Genomic DNA, 21,825 nt, shown 5'->3' with positions numbered 1-21,825 from the left:
AGGTGAAAAAAAAATATGATGTTGTAATTATAGGCAGCGGACTGGGAGGTTTGGTTTCTTCCATTATTTTAGCTAAAGAAGGCTATAGTGTTTGTGTGCTTGAAAAGAACAACCAGTTTGGAGGTAATCTGCAAACATTTGTACGCGATAAAACTATTTTTGATACGGGTATCCATTATATAGGTGGGCTTGACAAAGGGCAAAACCTGTATAACTATTTTAAGTATATAGGTATAATAGACGACCTTAAGCTTAAAAAAATGGATGAGGATGCCTATGATATCATATCTTTTGATGATGATGAGCAGGAGTATCCGCATGCACAGGGATACGATAATTTTGTAAAGCAGTTGGTGAAGTTTTTTCCTGATGAAGAGGAAAACCTTAAGGCTTACTGTGAGAAACTTGTTGATACCTGCGATTCTTTTCCGTTATACAATCTGCAAAACAGGCAGGAAGGCTATGATAGTGCCATACTTTCTGTAAACGCAAAACAATATATTGATGAGCTAACCCAAAATGAAAAGCTTAGGGCTGTATTGGCAGGATCTAACTTTCTATATGCTGGGATTGAAGATAAGTCACCGTTTTATGTACATGCGCTTTCTGTAAACTCATACATGCAAAGCTCGTGGCGCTGTATAAACGGAGGCAGCCAAATTACCAAGCAGCTTATTAAGCAGCTTAAGAAATATGGTGGCGAGACCTATAAATACAAAGAAGTTGTAGGATTCGGGTTTGAGGGGGACGAATTAGTTTCCGCTAAGATAAAGACCGGAGAAGAAGTTTTTGGGGATATGTTTATCTCTAATATAGAGCTTAAAACGACCCTTAAGATGATAGGGGAAGACAGGTTTAGAAAATCGTATTACAGCAGGATTCAAAACCTTGAAAATGTAGGTTCGGCATTTAGTTTGTATATTGTATTTAAGCCGGAAACGTTTAAATACATGAACCATAACTACTATCATTTTAAGGATAGCAAAAGGGTTTGGAAAACAATGGAGTGTACAGAGGAGTCTTGGCCGGAAGGTTATATGGCATCCATGAATGTTTCCGGAAAGCAGGGTGAGTGGGCAGACAGCATGACACTTATAACCTTTATGGATTTTAATGAGGTAAAGCAATGGGAACACACCCACAATACGACTGCTGAAGAGTTTGACAGGGGAGAAGCCTATAAAGAGTTTAAGGAAAGAAAAACAGAACAGTTTTTAAAGGAAGTGGAGAAAAAATTCCCTGGAATAAGAGATTGTATCAAGTCGGTGCATACCTCTACCCCGCTTTCTTATCGTGACTATATCGGGGGACAAAACGGTAACCTGTACGGTTATGTAAAGGATTCAAACAATCCTATGAAGACGTTTATCTCTGCCAAAACAAAACTTAAGAATTTATACCTTACAGGACAGAGTATTAATATGCACGGGGTATTAGGCGTTACTATTGGTGCTGTAGTTACCTGTTCAGAAATATTAGGCAAAGAGTACCTGGTTAATAAAATAAACAACGAACTTAATCTATAATACATGAGGAACGTTTTATATATATTGTTGTTATCATTTGCAGCTTTGCAAATGACTTCCTGCGGTACATATAATTCGGTTCATCAAAGACCTGAAACGGAAATCTACGATAATACCGTTCCGCAGGTTATAAAATATAACGACAGCTTATTTACCTGTGGCAATAATTTTCTTTTAAAGAACGAACAGGGCCTTTGGGAAATGTATGTGGAAGGTGATGCCCTGCAAAGGGGGCTGATAAGCGGAGCTTTATCTCATGACTTGATACTGTATCAGGAAGATGTGTTTATGGGAAGGATCAAAGAGATTGTCCCTTCAAAATTTAAGCAGTCTATACTTAGACAATTTTTAAAATGGTATAACCGCAAGCTTTACCTTCACGTTTCTAATGAATACCAAACAGAGATATATGGAGTATCACGATATGCATCGGAGGAATACGATTATGTTGCTCCTCCTTATCTAAGAAGCCTGTACCTGCATGCGGCACACGATATAGGGCACGCCTTAAACGACCTTTCCATGGTAGGCTGTACTTCTTTTGCAGCCTGGGACAATAAAACTTCAGACGGGTCTTTACTCATAGCAAGAAACCTTGATTTTTATGCCGGAGACGATTTTGCCAAAAACAAGATAGTATCTTTTGTAAAACCTAATAAAGGATACCCTTTTATGTCGGTTACCTGGGGAGGAATGATTGGGGTATTGTCCGGGATGAATACAAAAGGGCTTACCGTTACTATAAATTCAGGTAAATCGGATATCCCTTTTATGGCAAAAACACCTATATCTTTATTGGCAAGGGAGATATTACAATATTCACAAAACATAGAAGAAGCCATTGCCATAGCAAAGAACAGGGAGGTTTTTGTTTCGGAAACTATTATGGTGGGCAGTGCACAGGATCATAAAGCCGTACTTATAGAGGTATCACCTTTAAAGTTTGGTGTATATGAGGTTGAAAACACATCAGAACTTATCTGTTCTAATCATTTCCAGAGTGATACCTACATGGATGATGACAATAACAATTACACGATAAAAAACAGCCATTCGCAGTATCGATACGACAGGATAAAAGAGCTGCTGGATGATACAGATAAAGTAACTCCGGCGAAAGCGGCTGCCATTATGCGTAACCGCGAAGGGCTTAACGACCTGATGCTGGGTTACGGTAACGAAAAAGCCATTAATCAATTGCTGGCGCACCATTCGGTAGTATTCAAGCCGGAGCAAAGGTTGGCCTGGGTATCATCCGGACCGTATCAGTTGGGTGCTTATGTTGCCTACGACCTTGATGAAATTTTTGGTAAGGAACATTTAGACCGCCAAACGTCTATGGGTATCGATTCACTACTGATTCCTAAGGATAATTTTGTGAACAGTACGGCCTATAAAAACTACGAAAAGTTCAGGGTAAATGACAGGGTGATGGACAAGGCTATAAAAACAGACGGAGTGTTGTCTCCGGATTTTATCAGAACATATCAGCAGGAAAACCCGGATTACTGGGTAGTGTATTATAAAGTAGGTTTGTATTATTATAACAAAGGCTACCTTGCAGCAGCCCGTGCAGAATTTGAAAAGGCACTTACAAAGGAAATTACCACACTGCCGGAGAAAATACAGATTGAAAAATACGTTGAAAAGCTAAACAGGAAACTAAAGTAATGAATATCCCTTCTATAGAAAAGGCATCGTTGGCCGAGATAAAAGCACATCAGGAAGAGAAGCTGCGTGAAGCACTACGCTATGCCGCAGATAATTCTCCTTTCTACAAAAGGCTTTTTGAAAAAGAAGGAATAGACATTACAACTATAAATACACTTGAAGACCTGCAAAAGCTGCCTTTAACCACTAAAGAGCAATTGCAGGAATACAACGATGATTTTTTATGTGTACCAAAATCGCACATAATCGACTATACCACTACTTCGGGAACATCAGGAAAGCCGGTAACTTTCGGACTTACCGATAAAGACCTTGACAGGCTTGCCTATAACGAAGCCATATCATTTATCTGTTCGGGAATTAAGGAAGGGGATGTTGTTCAGCTTATGACGACCATTGACAGGCGTTTTATGGCGGGACTTGCCTATTTTTTAGGACTTAGAAAAATAAAGGCAGGCGTTATACGTGTTGGTGCAGGAGTGCCTGAATTACAATGGGATTCCATCTTAAAATACAAGCCTACATACCTCATAACCGTACCGTCTTTTTTACTGAAACTTATAGAATATGCCGAATTACACGGTATAGATTATAATGCAAGTGGTATTAAAGGGGCTATATGTATAGGGGAACCTTTGCGTAATCAGGATTTTTCCATGAATACGCTTTCCGGAAAGATTACCGATAAATGGAACATCAAATTGTTCTCTACCTATGCTTCTACCGAAATGAGCACTGCATTTGCAGAATGTGAGTTTTCGTGCGGAGGGCACCATCATCCTGAACTGATTATTCCGGAGGTATTGGATGAGAATGATAATCCTGTAACAAACGGAGGAAGTGGGGAGTTAACTGTAACTACGCTTGGTATTGAGGGTATGCCGCTTATACGCTTTAAAACAGGCGATATTGTACAATTACACCACGAACCTTGTGAGTGTGGGAGAAACACGCTTAGGGTAGGCCCGGTAATAGGCAGGAAACAGCAAATGATAAAATATAAGGGCACAACTTTATATCCGCCGGCCATGATTGATTTGTTGCGCTCGTTTACCCAGATAGAAAATCATATCATAGAAATTTCGACTAACGACCTTGGTACCGATGAAATTGTTATTAAGGCAGTGGCAGATAGCCCTTCGGAGGAGTTGTTAACTCAAATAAAAGACCATTTCAGGGCTAAGCTAAGGGTTACGCCTAAAATTGTTTTTATTACCGCAGAAGAGCTTAATAAGGTTATGTTTAACCCTATGAGCAGAAAGCCTGTAAATTTTATAGACAAGAGAGCTAATTAGGTTAGATTTACTTTAATAAAGAAAATAAAAAAGCCGTACAATTTGTACGGCTTTTTAACTACTAACTAAAAACTAATCTATTTTACTCATTATGGAGGAGTAAGCAGACTACTTTATTTTTACTATCTCCTACGGTTTAATTTTCCCTGTTGATATAAACCCAGCCGGTTTTGCTTTCGCCATTTTCAAACTGGATAGAATAGAAATAGGTTCCTGTAGGGAGGTCGTTATTGTTTGAATCCTGACCATGCCATTCATTATTGTATGTGCCGTGGTTAAACACCTCTTTACCGTAACGGTTAAAGATGCTTATTCTGGCAACGCCAAATCCTGAAAGGTCAAACTCATCATTCATACCGTCGCCATTTGGAGAAATACCACGAGGTATCTGGCAGGCAATACTTTCTACAGTCTCTGTTAAGACAGTAGAGCAAGCTTCATTATCAAGAGGGATTACGGTTACCATATAGTCGCCGGTCTCTTCTGCAACAGCCCTAAGGTCTGTACTTATAATAGCACCGCTGGCATCTGTCCATTCAATAAGAACATTGTCTTCAGTATAATTATCATCAAGAGAAACCTCAAGGGTATAAACTCCGCCTTCACAGCCACTGGTAATACTAATAACCGGGGTAGCAAACACAGTTACCATAAAACTGCTTTCGTCAGAACATTCTGTTCCCGGAGTTTGGGTAAAGATGTAGATTGTCTGATCTGTTGTTATCTCAGTACCGGCAGCAAGCATATCGCCTGTTGCGTTTGTGCCTGTATAATAAGTATTGTTGTCGCTAAGTACAGGTAGTATATAGCTGTCGCATGAAGTAACATCTTCCATTACATCAGCAATTGGCAGAGGGGTAACCGTTACAAATACCGACTGTGTAGCTTCACAACCTGAGTTGTTAACCGTAACCTCATAAACACCTTCTCCTGTTATTGTGATGCTGCTTCCGGTGTCAGGTAATGCATTATCATTGTAAGTCCATGCATAAGTAACATCAGGTGATTCAGGATTGTAGTTGTTAGCCACAAGACTGATAGTTGCATCGGTAGTACCTTCGCAGATGTTTTGATTACCTCCCATATCAAAGTCAGGAGTAAGATCCTGAATGATAAGATTAAAGTTAAGGATGGCTACACAGCCTGTTGGTGTGTATTCTACCCTTACATAAATAGGCTGTAACTCTGCAACTGTATTCTCATATTCTGGCCCTATAGGGTTTAAATTACCCTGAGCATCTGTTTCAGATTCGTGATAAGAAATCACAAAGTCGGCAGCATTATAACCTTCTGCCACACCGGCAATGATAAGATCGGTATTAGAAGTAAAATCAAATGTTGCAAACCCACTGGCATTACATTCTGTAAGGTCTACAGGAGCACCTACAGTTTCTGCCACAGGAGTGTAGAATTCAACAAGTTTGCTTCCTTCTAAAGAACATGAAGAACTTTCGTAAGTAGCCCTTACAAAATATCTTCCCGGCTGTGTAGCCTCAAGTGTAGCTTCGGTTTCGTTTGGTATTACAACAGGAAGTGTGGTATCGTCTCCTTCTTCAGGGGTACTGTCGTATAACCACTCAAACTCAAATTGTGACGGATCATCAAAATCAACGCTTAGTGTTACTGCCTGCATATCACAAACAGCATTACCGCCTGCAACTGTTAAGTCTTCACCTAAATCGACTCCGCCTACATCAAAGCTACCTCCACCAAGGAATACGGCAGAGTTAAGTAGTGCGTCGTTATAATCAGCAATTACAAACTTAATATGGTATTGCTGTCCCGGTACAACCTGTCCAATAGCAGTAAACGGTACTGTTTGCCCGCTAAAGCCTATAGCGGCTGCATAAGGGTTATTAGGGTTATACTGATCGAAATATTGTTCATTTTGGCTATCACAGGTTGCATTATAGGCATCGTCCCTAATGGTAACTACCGAAACAGGTATTGTTGTGCTCGGTATTACCGCAAGGTTCTGGCTGTTACCTTCAGAATCTGTTAGTATAAATGCAAATGCATCTGAGAAACGACACTGGAATGGACCATATTCATCTGAAGCAAAAAGGAAATCAAAAGTAAACTCATTTGTATAAGCTAAAAAGTCGAATTCCAGTATGGTTGCGTTATAGGTAGGCTGTGTATTGCCACCCTCAGCAATAATAGCTTCAAGGTCGGCATCTCCCAGCCATGCTGTAGTTTGTACGCCTGCAATTCCCGGAGGTGTTGTTGCCTGTTGTATACTTGTAGTTGCTAAAATAACACCATCCTGGAAAGGGAAAACAGACCCTGTTGGGGCATTAAAATAACCTATACCGTTTGGCTGATTAAAATCGGTTCCAGTTATAGTGCTCACATTTGTAATAACTGCACAAGGAGAACTGAACAGTACATTTTGCACCAATTCTTCGGCAGTAAATGTGGTTTCATCTACATTAATCGATACATTTCTTGTGCCGATACAAATATCAAAAGAATCCGTTTGGTTAGGTACAGCAGTTTTTGAATATACCCTTACTTTATAGGTATTCCCTATTACAAAATCGTCACTTGTACTACTGTTAGGGTCGCTACAGTACATTTCTGTCAAATTACCGCAGTCATCTCCTTCATAAATCACATGGTATAAATCTGATGATGAAGTGCTGGTATTAGAAATGTTTATATAATGAGAAGTACTCGTAGCAACAAACTCAAACCAAACGTCGTCATCGGCAGTACCCCCACATGTAGTTGCTTGTGGAGACCCTGTAGCAGAGTAAATCGTTCCTGAACCAAATTCAATACACTCAATTCCTGTATTTGCGGTAAGTAATGTTGCATTAGCACATTCGTCATTTGCCGGAATACCCGGAGGAGTACTTACACAGATTTCAAAATCAGAAGTTTGATTTACAGTAGATGTAAATGAATATACCCTTATCTTATATGTTGATCCAATAGTTAGGTTATCTACAAAAGTGGTGTTGGATGTACCGCAGGTTATTTGTGTTAAGCTTCCGCATACTGTACCTTCATAAATCGCATAGTATAATGAAGTTGTTCCATTAGTAATGTTCAGAAGGTCGATTTTGTGTTTAGTGCTTATGGCGGTAAACTCAAACCATACATCATCATCATCGGTACCTGTACAAGAGTTGGCTTCCGGTGAAGCAGTAGCCGAATAGATTGTACCGTCTACAGTCTGATTACAAAACTGATCTGTATTTACAGGGATAACGGTTGCATTAGCACATTCGTCATTTGCAGGTGCCGGAGGAGGTGTGGTTATACACACGTCAAATGTTGCCAACTGGAATGGTACAGCCACGCTTGAATAAACCCTGAGTTTATAGGTTAGCCCTATTGTAAGGCCTTCCAGGAAAGTTGAGTAGGCAGAGCTGGTATTACACTGAACTTGTGTAAGCGTACCACAGGTGTTACCTGAATAAATATTGTAATACAAAAACGGCGCGCCCGAATGGTTAAGTAGCTGTACCCTGTGCTTTGTGCTGGTAGCCACAAATTCAAACCATACGTCATCATCTGCAGTACCTGTACAAGTGTTAGGTTCGGGAGAAGCTGTAGACCAGTTTATAGTTCCCGGTACAGTTAAATCACAGTTTTCGCCTGCATTTACAGGTACAACAGTTGCATTAGCACAATCATCGTTTGCAGGTGGCCCCGGAGGTGTACCCACACAAAGATTGAATGTTACTGTTTGCATTGCTGTAGCTGTCCATGTGTATACTCTTATTTTGTAGGTTTGTCCTATGGTTAGTCCGGAGGCAACACTGTTATTGAATGAACTACAATATAACTGGGTTAAATTGCCGCAATCATCCCCTGAATATACAACATGGTCTAAATCGGTGGTGCTTCCCACAATGTCATTAAAATCAATAGTGTGCATTGTGCTTGTAGCCACAAATTCAAACCATACATCATCATCGTCAACACCATTACAGGTGTTACTCTCTAATGAAGGAGTTGCCCAGCTGATTGTACCCGGTGTAACCGAAGCACATGATAAATCAGGATTTACAGTTACTACTGTTGCATTTGCACACTCATCATTAACAGGCGGTGGTGGAGGTGTGCTAACACATACATTAAACGTAGTGTTTTGCGGTGTGTCTGCCGAAGTATAAACTCTAATAAAGTATGTATTACCTATGGTAAGGTTACCTGCAAAACTATCGCTTCCGTTAGAGCAATATAACAGGGTCATATCGCCACACGATGTTCCACTGTAAACGGTGTGGTATAGAAGCGTTGCACTTCCTGCAATATCAGTAAGTCTTATCCTGTGTGCTACACTTGTAGCCACAAACTGGTACCATACATCATCGTCTTCAGTACCATTACATGTTGTGCCACTTTGAGGAGAAGGTGTTGCCCACTCTACAGTACCGGGAACAGAGTTTGTACAATTTAAATCAGCGTTTACAGGTACTGTTATAGCATTTGCACAATCGTCATTAGCCGGAGGGGCTGGTGGAGTACCTATACAAACATCAAAAGTTGTGGTTTGTAACGCGGTACTGGTAGCAGTAAACACCCTGATGAAATAAGTATTTCCAACTGTTAATCCTGATATATAACTGTTATTAGGGCTACTGCATAAAATATTTGTAAGCGAGCCGCAAGCTCCTGAATATATAGTATGATTAAGGTCGTTAGTACTGCCTTCAACGTTATTAAGGTTAATGGTGTGCGTTGGGTTTGTAGCAATGAAAGAGAACCATACATCATCGTCTTCTGTACCCGAACAAATGGTAGCATTTTCAGGAGAAGGTGTTGCCCATGCTACTGTTCCAGATGTGAAAAGCGTACAGTTTAAATCCGGGTTTACGGGAACTGAAAGAGCATTTGCACATTCGTCATTAACCGGAGGTCCCGGCGGTGTAGCTATACAAATGTCAAAAACAGATGTTTGTGCGGTAGTTGCAGAGGAGTATACCCTTACGTAGTAAGTGTTTCCTACTGTCAATGTACTTGTTATGCTGGTAGTAGCTGTGCTGCAATACATTTGAGTTAGAGCACCACAGTTACCGCTGTAAACGGTATGGTACAAAAGAGTTGTACTTCCGGTTATGTTGCTTAAGTTGATAGTATGTGTTGGATTTGTAGCTACAAACTGATACCATACGTCATCATCATCACTTCCAAAACAGGTATTGCCCTGAGGCGATGCCGTAGCAGAATATACTGTTCCTGTTGCAAAGTTATCACAATCAAGGTCAGGGTTTGCAATTAGGGTTGTTGCTCCTGCACATTCATCATTTGCTGGTGGTGGAGGTGGTGTGCCAATACAAACATCAAAAGTTGTGTTTTGGCTTGTAGCTACAGCACTGTAAACTCTTAAAGTATAAGTTTCGCCTATTGTAAGCCCGGTAACGGTAGTATTGTTATTAAGGTTACAGCTAACCTGTGTAAGCGAGCCGCAAGTTCCACTATACAATATATTGTTTAAATCGGTCGAACCGTTTGCAGGGTTGTTAAGATTGATAAGGTGAGTCGTATCTGTAGCCACAAATGTAAACCATACATCATCGTCTTCGGTACCTGCACAAACATCGCTGCCATCATTAGAAGGTGTTGCTCCCGCAACAGTACCAAATGTGCTTGTTGTACAAATATTTGTTGTATTAACAGTAAGTGCTATCGCATTAGCACAATCATCATTTGCAGGCTGTGTATAAAAGTTAAACGGACCTGCCCATTCGCTTGTATTACCTTCACTACATACAGATCTTACATAAAATTTGTATGCAGTAGTTGGTATTAACGGAGAAACAGTTGTTGAAGTGCCGTTAACAATATCTCCTGAACCATCCGGAGCCTCTGAAACGGGCATAACCTCAATTTCATATTGAAGTGCTGCACCTGCCCAGCTTAAGCTCGCAGAAGTAGGCGTTGTACTAACCGCATTAAGGTTGGTAGGAGCTAAACACTGCTCAACAATGCTTACGTCGTCTACTAACCAGCGATCCTGAAAATCACCTTCCATAAGGAAAGCGATATGATAGTTTTGCCCTGTTGTTCCCGGTAGGTTTAAAATAACCTCGTTATACTCTGTTTGAGTGGGGTTAATAAGAGGTTCGGTATACGTTGAAACTATGGTGTAAGAAGCAAGGTCTGAAAGATCAGCACCCGCCGGAGCCATAAGTATTTTGTAAATCGTTCCCTGATTACCCGGTAGTGTAAGGCTTGACCAAAAACGCAGCTGCCCGTTAACAGGCATTTCAAAAGAAGGTGTTACAAGCCAGTCTTTTGCAGGATCTCCCGCATCCGGCACGTTTTCACGATCAATAAAGGCTGCATGATCTCCGGTGTGAGGAGGATAAGTGTCGTTTGCAGCAATTACTGTCTGCTTCCATTGTTGCAAGTTTCCTATGCCATTATTGTATTTAGTCCAGCCTGTCGGAGGGAAGGTTGCACCTTCAAATCCTTCAGCCGGAGTAATTCCCTGTGCGTAACCGCACACAATAAATAATGACATGAAAAAAAGTAAAATAGTTTTTTTCATGATGAGTGGTAGTGAATAATTTTGCAACAAAATTACTCTACCTATAATTATTTTTTAAATAATCATCAAAAAAACACAATTTTGATAAGGGATGTTACAATAGAAACTTTTTTTTAATTTGTTGATATTGTTGTTTTTAACTTTTTTAATTATGTTTATTGGTTTTTTTCTGTAAAAAACGTAGTAAGATATTTTTTTTGCTCTTTTTTATTAATTTATCTGTATTATTTTCACACTTCAAATAAAAAGTATTTATAGCATCATTTATTGAGGTGAAATTTTGATTGTGAAGTTAAAACGATGAAATTTCTGAGTAAATGTATTTTTATTTCTAGATACTGGATAAATTCAAAATAAAAAGCCGCTCAATCGAGCGGCTTTTTTATACTTTTAAAGCTTTATTTATACTTTCAATCCAGTCGTTCATATCTGTTTTGTTGGTTTCTATAGATTCGCTTCCCTTGTTGTAAGGTCCATATGTTGCAGGAACTGTACAAGAGAACAACCCAATAGTAGGAACCAGTGATGCCGCTGCAAGGTGCATCATACCGCTATCGGCACCAATAAACACTTCACAGGCTGCCATAACACTACCTATCTCACGAATTTCCTTACTGTAATAAGTAGGAGCCTTAAAGTCTATTTGCGAAACATTTTCAACAGGCAGTATTTCTATAATATTGTAGTCGTTAGCATATTCTGCCTGCAATCTTTCGTAAAACGGATTCCACCATTCCGGCTTGTAGCATTTATCTCCGGTAGCAAAAGTAAATATGGCTATTGTTTTTTTGTCGTTCTTAACGATATCTTTTACAATCTGTTTGCCCTGAACAAGTTCTTCGGCAGTAAGCTTTAGGTTTAGCGGAGGTACTGGTTTGTCTTTTCTTTCATAACCCAGTTTGCTTAAAAAATACCTGAAGTTATATACAGGGTATTTTGCAATGTGGTTGCTATCCGGATACAGCTCTTTTATCTTATCTGATACATCTCCGAAATGCTTGAATTTAGCTGTGGCAAATTTGGTAGACAACCTTCCTGAAGAAGATGAGTTAACCACGTTTATTACCATATCATAGCGTTTCTTTTTAAGAGATAACCAGGCAAGCGAGTACTTAATAAGCTCTTTAAAAGGTTTGCCCGGCAACTTAATAACGCGGTCTACATTATCATAATTTTCAAAAAGGATAGGAGCAAGTCCACCCCTTACAAAAACGTCAATCTTACAATTTGGGAAAGCCTCGTTTACTTCCTGTAAAAGCGGAGTGATCAGTAAAAGATTGCCAAGCCTTTTGTTTGGCCTAATAATAAGTATTCTTTTTATCTCGGGTCTTTCTTTTAGTTTAAAGTCTTTTTCAAGATTAGTAGCACCAATACTACGTGTTAATCCGCGCATTATTGTACGTCTTACTTCATTTACTTTCTTTAGGCCCCCCATGCTGTTTTAGATTATTGTTTGTTGAGCGCATAAATAATTAAAAAAAATGAAAAATCCTTATTTATTTTTTAAAACCCTTAATTTTTAAGGAACATTTAATCCTTAAAATGAAAAGGGACACTAGAATAGCGTCCCTTTTTCTTTGGTGATTGATTTGATGATGATTGTACTCCGTGTATTAAAAACGATCCCAGAAAAACGGAGGGGTAATGCCTAAAGCCCTAAGGTATACATACCCCTGGCCCCTGTGGTGTACCTCGTTGTCTATCCAGTAAAGCATGGAAGAGCAAATGGTATTTTCATACATTTCGAAAGACTTTATATGTTGGCTAAAGTCCAGGTTTAGCAATTTTTCCCTTTCCTGCTCAATGTAAGCTGTGGTTTCGTCCCAAAATTCCAAAAGTTCCTGTTTGGTGCTTATGTTTTTTTCTCCGGTAAAGTAGGGCAGTTTTTCAATGTGTCTCCATTGTCCGGTAGTAAGGCCTTCCACACCATAGAAAGCAATGCTTACTACTTCCATTGCCAGTTCGGCAAAAGTCCTCATGCCTCCAACAGAGAATTCAAAAAGGTCTTTTTCAGGGAAAGCTTCTATGATTTTACGTGTAAGTGCACGGTGTCCTTTCCAGTGTTCTAAGAACTGCTGTGATGTAATTACAGAATTGGTTGTCGTTGTCATAACTGATGATTTTTATATTATGAAGCAAAGTTATTTTGACGTTGTGACAACCCTATGTCAGTAGTGAAATAAAAAAAATAAATTAATTTTAGGATATGAAAGCACATCACTACAATACCCGACTGGAATGGACAGGGAATACAGGAAACGGAACTAAAAATTATGCGTCCTATACCCGTGATTATGATATCTCTGCAAAAGGGAAATCTGTTATTAAAGGTTCGTCAGATCCTGCATTTAGGGGAGATAGTTCAAGGTATAACCCTGAAGAGATGCTTTTGGCTTCGCTATCTTCCTGCCACATGCTTTGGTACCTGCATTTGTGTTCTGAAGCCGGAGTTATAGTTGTGAGTTATACAGATGAGGCCTATGGGGAAATGGAAGAAACTGCAAATGGCTCAGGCAGGTTTACAAAAGTGATATTAAGGCCCAGTGTAGTTGTTGAAGATGAGAGTATGAAGGAAAAGGCAGATGAGCTTCATAAAAAAGCCAATGAAATGTGTTTTATAGCAAACTCTTGCAATTTTCCGGTATATCATGAGTCACAAAGCAGGGTATAATAAAACAGCAGCCTTTACCTTAATAAAAGCTGCTGAATAGATAAGCAAACGCGATTGGGTCAGATAATCATTATAGCGTCTGTTTAAATCACGAAGATGTTTAAAAGTGCTAATGTTAGGTTAAGCGCAACTGTTGCTATTAAGAAATTGAATACTACTTTTGGTTTCATTTGTGCCAGTACGGCACCGTTAAATCCTGAACAGAAAATTGTTATTAAAAACAATTGTACCATTTGTGCTATAGAGGTTCCGTTTTGTAATACAAACATGGCTGCGATACCACCCAAACAACTTTGTCCTAAAATTGCGATAGTGTTAAAGCCCATAAATCCTTTTGTGTAGCTGTTTAAATATTTATCATAAGTACTCATACCGGTAATGTTTTAAATTTATAGTACAAATTTAAGTTGCTGGTATTGCCTATTTTATGATAAAAATCATATTCCGTAAATTATTATTACAGTATAATTAATGGTAATAAAAAAGCCGCTTATTAAGCGGCTTATAATTATTTATTTTCTTCCGGATGTGTTTCATACAGTTCGGTCTCAAATACTTTTTGAGCCTCAAGTGACGGATCAAACTCGCCTTCCCATTTGGCAATAACTGCCGAAGCCAGACAGTTACCTACCACATTAATGGATGTACGTGCCATATCCATAAGCTCGTCGATACCTAATATTATAAATATAGGCCATACAGGCAGGTTAAACGATGCCGCCGTACCCATAAGTATTACAAGGGAGGCTCTTGGTATACCGGCAACTCCTTTACTGGTTACCATAAGGGTAAACACCATTATTAACTGTTGGCCAAGGCTAAGGTCTATACCAGCAGCCTGTGCCACAAATATACTGGCTAATGATAAGTATAACGTAGTTCCGTCAAGGTTAAAGCTGTAACCCATAGGCATAACAAACGAGACGATTTTTCTTGGCACGCCTATACTTTCCATAGCTTCCATAGCGCGGGGTAAAGCAGCTTCTGAGCTGGTTGTAGCAAACGCAATAGAAACCGGTTCGCCTATAGCCTTAATAAAAGTGCGTATAGGTAGTTTTATGATAAGTGCTATTGGTAAGAATACGACCAATACAAAAACCAAAAGGGCACCATATAAGGTTAGCAATAGTTTTAGTAACGGAACCAGAACACTAAGTCCCATATGCCCTACAGTATATGCCATGGCAGCACCTACACCAATAGGAGCAAAGTACATTACTATATTGGTAAACTTAAACATTACCTCACTAAGGCTCTGGGTAAAGTCTACCATTACTTTACGTTTCTTTTCCGGAACCATAATAAGGGCTATACCAAAAATAACGCTGAAAACCACTATTTGCAGTACTTCTCCTTCTGCCATTGATTTGGCAATGTTTTCAGGAAAAATATGAAGGATTATCTGTTGCCATGTTTGAGGTTCTGCTGCTTTTAGGGTTTCGTGCATAGCCGCAGGCTGATCTATACCTTCTCCGGCTTTAGTAAGGTTTATGGCTACAAGGCCTATAAATAATGCCAATGTAGTAACTATTTCAAAATACAGGAGTGATTTCCAGCCCATACGGCCTACCTGTTTAATGTTACTGTGCCCGGCAATACCATATACAAGAGTGGCAAAAATTAATGGGCCAACTATGGTTTTAATAAGTTTAAGGAATATTTTGCTCAGTACCTGAAGGTTTTGACCTACTTCAGGCCATTGATGCCCTATTGAAGCACCTATAACAAGACAAACCAGTATCCATGTTGTTAGGGAACGCTTTTTTATGGCAAAGAATGTTAGTCCTAAAACCGACAACCACTTAAATATTTCTAATACGATTTCGGGAATTGCAGATGTCACATAATTTACCGCTAGTAAAATAGCAGTTAAAGAGACAGCAGTAAACACGAAATAGTTAATAAACCTTGACTTCATATAGTAGTTTTAGCTGATTTTCCTTTAAAAGAAGGAAATTACAGAATGATTATTAATGCGCGGTAAAAATAAATGAAAAATAACTTTTTTGCCTAATAAACGCGGTTCTTTTCAAAGAAACACACAATTTTAGGCGTTTACAACCTTGTCAACGTAATTGTCAACACAAAAAGAGTCCTCATTAAGAACTTATTATTACATTTGCATAGCTAAAAAAAATCAAAAAAGTATTGCACTTACGTGCCTTTTTTTAAAACAAACTAGCTAAACACGCACTTTCATAGTGGTAGTGATTACAGTGCGATGTTTCTTTTGAACCTTACGGCCTTGCCGTAAGGTTTTTCATTTTATAGTTTTATCACTTCTTCTTTAGTCGTAATATAAATAATATCTCCTTCCAGAGGTTCTATTATATAGGTTCCTGTAAACTCTCCAAAGGCAGGTAAAATCATTTGGTTTTTATTCCTGAAAAAACACGGTAGTCTTAAAAATTGCCTTCCCAAACCCTGTAATCGAACTGCCGGATGTACATGCCCCGAAAGATTGAAAAATCCTTCCCTGTTTTCCGGATGATGCGTTAATAAAAAACCATCTAATATCCATTCACTATGAATAGCAATGTTGAGTTCTTCATATTTATGTGGGGATATTATATCATGATTTCCGGCGATAAGTATTAGGGGGATCCCGGTATTATTGACCCATTGTTCAAACAGTATCCATTCTTTATTAAGACTACTGTGAAAAAGGTCTCCCAAAAAGCAGATGCTTTCCGGTTCAAAATGTTTTACAACGGCATCAAGTTTTTTAAAGTTCTGTAGTATTGCATTATTAGGTATTGCCGAACCATGTTTCCGGAAATGGGAAACTTTACCTAAATGCACATCCGATAAGAGTAACATTTTTTTGTCAGTCCAGTATAATGCCCCTGTATTGTGGAGTATAAATGTTTTGTTGGTTATTTCAATTTCTAAAGTCATGTGTTTGTATCAAAATCTATTTCATATACGATGCTGTCATCCTTTTAATCCTGTCGGCAAGAGTTTCGCTGGAAAGCCTTTCCCTTAGCCTGTCGGTTATAATAGGAAAACTGAAAGGTGTAGGCTTTTCACACTGTTTCCATACTGTTGTTTGTTGCTGTATCCTTTCTAAAGCTAAGAGAAGACGGCCTTCTTCTAATTGATGTTCAAATGTTTCTCTATAAGCCTGAAGTAATAAGAGGTTATCAGGTTCATGGTCTTTAAATACTTCAAAAATTAGCTGAGAGCTGCTTTGCAGATGTTTTGTTTTTACCACTTTTCCGGGGTAACCGGTAAAAACCAATCCGCTTATTACAGCAATGTCCCTGAATTTTCGCCTTGCCATTTCGGTAGCGTTAAGACTCTGCTGCAAATCATAATGCAAATGCTGTGGGGTAAAAAGATCATTATCCAACACCTGCTGCATATCAATTTCTTTATCAGAAAGCAGTTCAAAACCGTAATCATTATAAGCAAGCGAAAAAGTAATGGGAGAGAGCAGGCTTATACGATAGGCCAGCAAACTTGCCAAGGCTTCATGTACATAACGGCCTTCAAAAGGATAAAAAATAGCATGATAACCCTCACGTGTTTTAAAGGTCTCGATTAAGAATTCGCTGTCGTTAGGTACTATGGATTCCTTTCGCTGCCGTTTAAAAACGGGGGCTAGTGCTTTTAATTCGGCTGACATTTTTTTGGTGTTGGCAGCATAAAGCTCTTCACGAAGAAGTTCGCTCATTTGCGCCGAAAGTGTCATACGACCTCCCATCCAACTGGCGTGCTGTGCTTTTGCAGACGGATTGGCACGCCGTACCAATACCTCCATATTTTTTGTGCGGTACAACTCCAGTTTTCTTCCTGCAAAGATGAATACATCTCCCGGTTTGAGTTTAGAGATAAACCATTCTTCTATATTGCCTATATAACCGCCACCCATGTATTTTACATTCATAACGGCATCGCCCACTATAGTACCTATTTGCATGCGGTGTCTCAGCGCAATTGCCCTGCTGTTTACCTTAAACTTACCGTCGTCTTCAATTTCTACTTTTTTATACTCATCATAGGCTTGCAGGCTCTGGCTTCCCCTTGTTATAAAATTGAGTATCCATTGCCATTCATCTTCTGTCATTGCCTGATAGCAAAAGGTACTTTTAACTTCGTTGTAAATCTGCTTTGGATAAAACCCGTCGGATACAGCCAACGTTACCAGATATTGTACCAGTACATCCCAACTGTTAAGATAGGGGATACGGTCTTCTACCACAGTTTCTTTTACGGCTCGCCGCAGGGGTGATGCTTCTACCAATTCCAATGCATGAGTGGCAAGAAAATAAATATTGCTTTCTTCTCCAGGTCTATGGCCGCTACGGCCGGCACGTTGCAGGAATCGTGCAACACCTTTAGGCCCACCAATCTGTATAACAGTTTCTACCGGAGCAAAATCGACACCCAAGTCAAGGCTTGAGGTACAAACAACCGCCTTGAGCTGTTCATCTCTTATGGCCTGTTCTACCCATTGCCTTGTTTCCCGGGAGATGCTACCGTGATGCATTGCCATTTCTCCGGCAAATTCAGGATATTTTTCCAATAGTGCCTGATACCATATTTCGCACTGTGCACGCACATTGGTAAATACAAGTGTGGTACGGCTCTTTTTTATGATTTGTGCCACCTCGTCTATAAGGTGTAGCCCCATATGCCCGCGCCACGGATAGGAATCCATTTTATCAGGGATTATGGAATGCACATTAATCTTTTTATTGATATAGGCTCTTATCATCACTGATTTTTCCAGTTGCTGAGATTCTGGCCCTAACAAAACTTGCATCGCCTGATGCAGGTTGCCTATAGTGGCCGAGATGCCCCAAATACGCATGGCGGGGGCAATGGTTTTAAGTCGGGAAAGTGCCAGTTCCGTCTGTACACCTCGTTTTGAGCCCAATAGTTCGTGCCACTCATCTATTACTATAGCCAAGCAACTCTTAAAAAGATTTTCATATCCTTTTGAGGCCAGCATGAGCTGCATGCTTTCGGGAGTTGTAATAAGTAAATCGGGCATCTTGTTTTTTTGTTTGGCCCTTTCTGCCGATGAGGTATCCCCGGTTCGTATGCCCACGGTAAGTTTAAGGTCAAGATCGTTTATTACCCTTTCTGCCGCCTGTTTTATTTCTGTAGACAGTGCGCGTAGTGGGGTGATCCATATTGCTTTTAATCCTAGTTTGTGTTTGGTTTTATAATCAGGGTTCTTTTGTATGTAATCTAAAACAATGGGAATCCACAGGGCATAGGTCTTTCCGCTGCCGGTAGGGGCATTAAGCAGTCCGTTCTTTCCCTGTAGAAATGCTGTCCAGGTTTGGGCTTGAAACGGAAACGGCTTCCAGCCCTTCTGTTCAAACCACTGGTTAGCCAAATCAAAAAGCTGCTCCCTGTTCATTACTTAGGTATCATGTTTTTTAAATCGTCTATAGTATTGGCTTCCTCAATGGTTTTGTCATGCCTCCATCGCAGTATTCTCGGAAAACGTGTAGCCACACCGCTTTTATGCCGCCCTGAAAAAGCAATACCCTCAAAGCCTATTTCAAAAACCAGTTTTGGTGTAACACTTCGCACGGGCCCAAACCGTTCCAACGTATTCTTTTTAATATAATCATCCACCATACGGAATTCGGCATCGGTTAATCCGGAATAGGCTTTTGCAAAGGTTACCAGTTCTTTTTCACCTTCCTCATTCTCCTGCCAAAGGGCAAAAGTATAATCGGTAAAAAGGTTAGAGCGCCTTCCGTGCCCCCTCATGGCATAGGTAAGTACGGCATCTATAGCGAAAGGATCGAGTTTCCACTTCCACCAATCGCCTTTTTTTCGTCCTACCAGATAAGGAGAATAGTTACGTTTAAACATAAGCCCTTCGCTGCGCAGTTCACGTGCTTTTTCTTTTTCATGGATGGCGGCATCCCACATTTGTAGTTGTATTCTTTCTGATAAGTGTAATGGAAGACCATAACTTTTTACCTTTTCAAAAAGTTGCTCCAGTAATTTTCTTCTCTCAATATAAGGCAGTTCGCGAATGTCTTCACCGTTCCACTCTAAAATATCGTAAGCCTTAATTATAACTGGTGTCTTTTTCAATAATGCTGCCGAAACATTCTTTCGCCCTATTCTGGTTTGCAAATCATAAAATGAACCTATTTTTTCATCTATAAAGGGGAGTATTTCACCATCCAGTACTGTTCCGTCAGGAATAACACCCAAAAACATATTGAATTCAGGGTATTTATCCGTTACCAGTTCTTCACCCCGGCTCCATATATAAAGCTGCCCGCCGCGAATGATGGTTTGTGAGCGTATGCCATCCCACTTGTGTTCGGCACTCCATTCTAAAGGGTTGCCCAGCTCATGCGGTTCATTTTCTATGGCATAAGCCAGATAGAAAGGATAGGGCTTAGAAGCCATGTCCTGTGCCTTCTCTTCCAGTACAAGTTTTTTAAAGCTTATTTTTCCCGGATTCCAGTCGCCCATAAGTTTATGGGCAAGTATATCCTCATCAAGGCATGTTACCTTAGCAAGTGCCCTTGTCATTAGTTTTTGACTTACGCCAATGCGAAAACTTCCTGTAATGAGCTTGGTAAAAACAAACCTTTCATAATAGTTAAGCGCCAGCCAATTGCTGTGCAGGTATTGTTTTTTCTCCTCTTCAGTCTTTTTCTTTAGGGCGATAATTTCCTCAATAAATTCGGTGAGGCTTTTATCCGACTGGTTTTTTGAAGTGGGAATCACCAAGGCTATAGTCTCAGCCAAATCGCCCACAATGTGATAAGATTCCTCAAACAACCATAATGGTATATTAGCCAGTTCGGCAGCCCAAAGGCGAAGTAATGTAGTATTAACCGGACGAGGAGGCCTGCGGTGGGAAAGTATGGCTATCGTCCAAACCTTATCGGTATCTTTAGCATGACGAAAGTATTCGGTTAGGGCATCTACCTTAACCGATGTTTTGTTAGAACTGTCTAAAGCTTTTATAAGTTCGGCAAAGTTCTTCATGATTCCCCTCCTTCCGCGTCATTCGGTTTTGTTTCCGTTTCATCGGTCTCTCCTTCATATTGGGTGTGTTCTGTGCGGGCATCATAACCCTGTTCCCTCAGGTAAGTCGAGAAAATATCACTGTAACCGTGAGTAGATATAATTTTTTCTGCTCCTGTAGCCTTAATACTTTCCAACAGGCCTTCCCAGTCGCAATGATCGCTAAGTACAAAACCCTTATCTATTGCTCTTCGCCTGCGTGCCCCTCGAAAGGCCATCCATCCACTTGCCGACCCGGTAACGAAAGGTGTCATTTTTCGTATCCATACACTACCATGTGCACTGGGTGGAGCAATAACAATATTGCCAGCTATCTCTTCTTTTTTTGTGTCTCGGGTTATCACTGTAGTTTCGGGTAAATCGGTTATGTTTCGAATAATTTCCGTCATGTTCTCCACAGCGCCGTGAGTATATATCTTTCCGATATCTGTATCCAGGTGTTTAAGCAATCGTTGTGCCTTGCCTAATGTATACCCAAAAAGCACCGATGTTTTTCCTTCTGCCTTATTTTGTGCCCACCATGTGTTTATCTCATCCATTACTTCCTGTTGTGGCAACCATTTAAAGGCAGGTAACCCAAAAGTACACTCGGTAATAAAAGTGTGGCATTTTACAACTTCATAAGGAGTTGAAAGTCCGTCGTCCTCGGTTTTGTAATCTCCCGTAAAAACCCATACTTCCCCTTTGTATTCTACCCTAACCTGAGCGCTGCCCACAATATGCCCTGCAGGGTGTAGGGAGAACTTCACTCCGTTTATGGTAAAAGTCTCATTCCAGTCTTTTCCGGTAACGGTAATGTCGCCCAAACGGTGTTTAATTATAGGAACATTAAGATGGTGTGTAATATAGTTTTTATGTCCCCATCGGGCATGGTCGCTGTGTCCGTGTGTAATAATGGCATTATTTACCGGACGCCACGGGTCAAGGTATACGTTAGCCTGCGAACAGTAAATACCTTTATCGTTAAAAGCCAGAAGGGGTTGCTTCATAATAATTTTTCGGAATTTAAAGCTTAAATTTAACTCAGGAATGCCTAAAACAAAAGGCATTTCGAACAAGTTTAACTTTTGTTGAATGGTCTCATTAACAAATTGTTGACTCAATATTTGATTAATCAGGTATATGCCTTACATTTGG

Annotated in this window: 13 protein-coding genes; 4 read left to right on the top strand and 9 right to left on the bottom strand. The window is 39.9% G+C overall.

Features of this window, described 5'->3' with window-relative positions:
- Positions 1–2 precede the first annotated feature (2 nt).
- The 3 genes from FUA48_RS03085 to FUA48_RS03075 are packed head-to-tail and all read left to right on the top strand — an operon-like array spanning position 3 to position 4,492.
- On the top strand, positions 3–1,526 hold the full coding sequence (locus tag FUA48_RS03085) for a phytoene desaturase family protein (RefSeq protein WP_147582064.1): 1,524 nt from the start codon (positions 3–5) through the stop codon (positions 1,524–1,526).
- Between the two features lie 3 nt (positions 1,527–1,529).
- Positions 1,530–3,197: a C45 family autoproteolytic acyltransferase/hydolase gene (locus tag FUA48_RS03080; RefSeq protein WP_147582062.1), complete on the top strand. Its 1,668-nt coding sequence runs from the start codon at positions 1,530–1,532 to the stop codon at positions 3,195–3,197.
- Positions 3,197–4,492 (top strand): phenylacetate--CoA ligase family protein, encoded by a 1,296-nt coding sequence (locus FUA48_RS03075; RefSeq protein ID WP_147582060.1) that lies wholly within the window; start codon positions 3,197–3,199, stop codon positions 4,490–4,492. Before FUA48_RS03080 ends, FUA48_RS03075 begins: the two co-directional genes overlap by 1 nt.
- Positions 4,493–4,628: 136 nt before the next feature.
- On the opposite strand, the gene FUA48_RS03070 is transcribed toward FUA48_RS03075, so the two are convergent.
- The 3 genes from FUA48_RS03070 to FUA48_RS03055 form a co-directional block, all read right to left on the bottom strand.
- Positions 4,629–10,973 (bottom strand): choice-of-anchor L domain-containing protein, encoded by a 6,345-nt coding sequence (locus FUA48_RS03070; protein WP_168196932.1) that lies wholly within the window; start codon positions 10,971–10,973, stop codon positions 4,629–4,631.
- Between the two features lie 409 nt (positions 10,974–11,382).
- The gene (locus tag FUA48_RS03060) at positions 11,383–12,393 is read right to left on the bottom strand and encodes a glycosyltransferase family 9 protein (protein ID WP_240732532.1); all 1,011 of its coding nucleotides are present in this window, start codon (positions 12,391–12,393) and stop codon (positions 11,383–11,385) included.
- 220 nt (positions 12,394–12,613) lie between these two features.
- Positions 12,614–13,111, bottom strand: coding sequence for a DinB family protein (locus tag FUA48_RS03055; RefSeq protein ID WP_147582057.1), 498 nt, complete (start codon positions 13,109–13,111; stop codon positions 12,614–12,616).
- 95 nt (positions 13,112–13,206) lie between these two features.
- Here FUA48_RS03055 and FUA48_RS03050 point away from each other — a divergent pair, with 95 nt between their 5' ends.
- Complete coding sequence (locus FUA48_RS03050) at positions 13,207–13,671, top strand: OsmC family protein (protein ID WP_147582056.1); 465 nt, start codon at positions 13,207–13,209, stop codon at positions 13,669–13,671.
- A gap of 83 nt (positions 13,672–13,754) precedes the next feature.
- Here FUA48_RS03050 and FUA48_RS03045 read toward each other — a convergent pair whose 3' ends face one another.
- The 6 genes from FUA48_RS03045 to FUA48_RS03020 all read right to left on the bottom strand — a co-directional run bounded on the left by FUA48_RS03045 (position 13,755) and on the right by FUA48_RS03020 (position 21,677).
- Positions 13,755–14,042, bottom strand: coding sequence for a hypothetical protein (locus FUA48_RS03045; RefSeq protein WP_147582055.1), 288 nt, complete (start codon positions 14,040–14,042; stop codon positions 13,755–13,757).
- Between the two features lie 137 nt (positions 14,043–14,179).
- Positions 14,180–15,589, bottom strand: a complete 1,410-nt coding sequence (locus tag FUA48_RS03040; RefSeq protein ID WP_147582054.1) for a dicarboxylate/amino acid:cation symporter — start codon at positions 15,587–15,589, stop codon at positions 14,180–14,182.
- A gap of 347 nt (positions 15,590–15,936) precedes the next feature.
- Complete coding sequence (gene pdeM, locus FUA48_RS03035; protein ID WP_147582053.1) at positions 15,937–16,569, bottom strand: ligase-associated DNA damage response endonuclease PdeM; 633 nt, start codon at positions 16,567–16,569, stop codon at positions 15,937–15,939.
- A 16-nt stretch (positions 16,570–16,585) separates the two neighbouring features.
- Positions 16,586–19,045: a ligase-associated DNA damage response DEXH box helicase gene (locus FUA48_RS03030; RefSeq protein WP_147582052.1), complete on the bottom strand. Its 2,460-nt coding sequence runs from the start codon at positions 19,043–19,045 to the stop codon at positions 16,586–16,588.
- Positions 19,045–20,649, bottom strand: coding sequence for an ATP-dependent DNA ligase (locus FUA48_RS03025; RefSeq protein ID WP_147582051.1), 1,605 nt, complete (start codon positions 20,647–20,649; stop codon positions 19,045–19,047). Before FUA48_RS03025 ends, FUA48_RS03030 begins: the two co-directional genes overlap by 1 nt.
- Positions 20,646–21,677 carry a ligase-associated DNA damage response exonuclease gene (locus tag FUA48_RS03020; protein ID WP_147582050.1) on the bottom strand — a complete coding sequence of 344 codons (1,032 nt, stop codon included), beginning with the start codon at positions 21,675–21,677 and terminating at the stop codon, positions 20,646–20,648. Before FUA48_RS03020 ends, FUA48_RS03025 begins: the two co-directional genes overlap by 4 nt.
- Positions 21,678–21,825: the final 148 nt, after the last annotated feature.

Source organism: Flavobacterium alkalisoli, assembly GCF_008000935.1.
GTDB lineage: Bacteria > Bacteroidota > Bacteroidia > Flavobacteriales > Flavobacteriaceae > Flavobacterium > Flavobacterium alkalisoli.
This window is presented reverse-complemented; position numbering and strand designations above follow the sequence as displayed.

What these genes read in the sequence shown, in the direction of transcription:
- FUA48_RS03080 (WP_147582062.1), top strand. Translation starts at nt 1,530, where the DNA reads ATGAGGAACGTTTTATATATATTGTTGTTATCATTTGCAGCTTTGCAA.
- FUA48_RS03075 (WP_147582060.1), top strand. Translation starts at nt 3,197, where the DNA reads ATGAATATCCCTTCTATAGAAAAGGCATCGTTGGCCGAGATAAAAGCA.
- FUA48_RS03070 (WP_168196932.1), bottom strand. Translation starts at nt 10,973, where the DNA reads ATGTCATTATTTATTGTGTGCGGTTACGCACAGGGAATTACTCCGGCT.
- FUA48_RS03060 (WP_240732532.1), bottom strand. Translation starts at nt 12,393, where the DNA reads ATGCGCGGATTAACACGTAGTATTGGTGCTACTAATCTTGAAAAAGAC.
- FUA48_RS03055 (WP_147582057.1), bottom strand. Translation starts at nt 13,111, where the DNA reads ATGACAACGACAACCAATTCTGTAATTACATCACAGCAGTTCTTAGAA.
- FUA48_RS03050 (WP_147582056.1), top strand. Translation starts at nt 13,207, where the DNA reads ATGAAAGCACATCACTACAATACCCGACTGGAATGGACAGGGAATACA.
- FUA48_RS03045 (WP_147582055.1), bottom strand. Translation starts at nt 14,042, where the DNA reads ATGAGTACTTATGATAAATATTTAAACAGCTACACAAAAGGATTTATG.
- FUA48_RS03040 (WP_147582054.1), bottom strand. Translation starts at nt 15,589, where the DNA reads ATGAAGTCAAGGTTTATTAACTATTTCGTGTTTACTGCTGTCTCTTTA.
- pdeM (WP_147582053.1), bottom strand. Translation starts at nt 16,569, where the DNA reads ATGACTTTAGAAATTGAAATAACCAACAAAACATTTATACTCCACAAT.
- FUA48_RS03030 (WP_147582052.1), bottom strand. Translation starts at nt 19,045, where the DNA reads ATGAACAGGGAGCAGCTTTTTGATTTGGCTAACCAGTGGTTTGAACAG.
- FUA48_RS03025 (WP_147582051.1), bottom strand. Translation starts at nt 20,649, where the DNA reads ATGAAGAACTTTGCCGAACTTATAAAAGCTTTAGACAGTTCTAACAAA.
- FUA48_RS03020 (WP_147582050.1), bottom strand. Translation starts at nt 21,677, where the DNA reads ATGAAGCAACCCCTTCTGGCTTTTAACGATAAAGGTATTTACTGTTCG.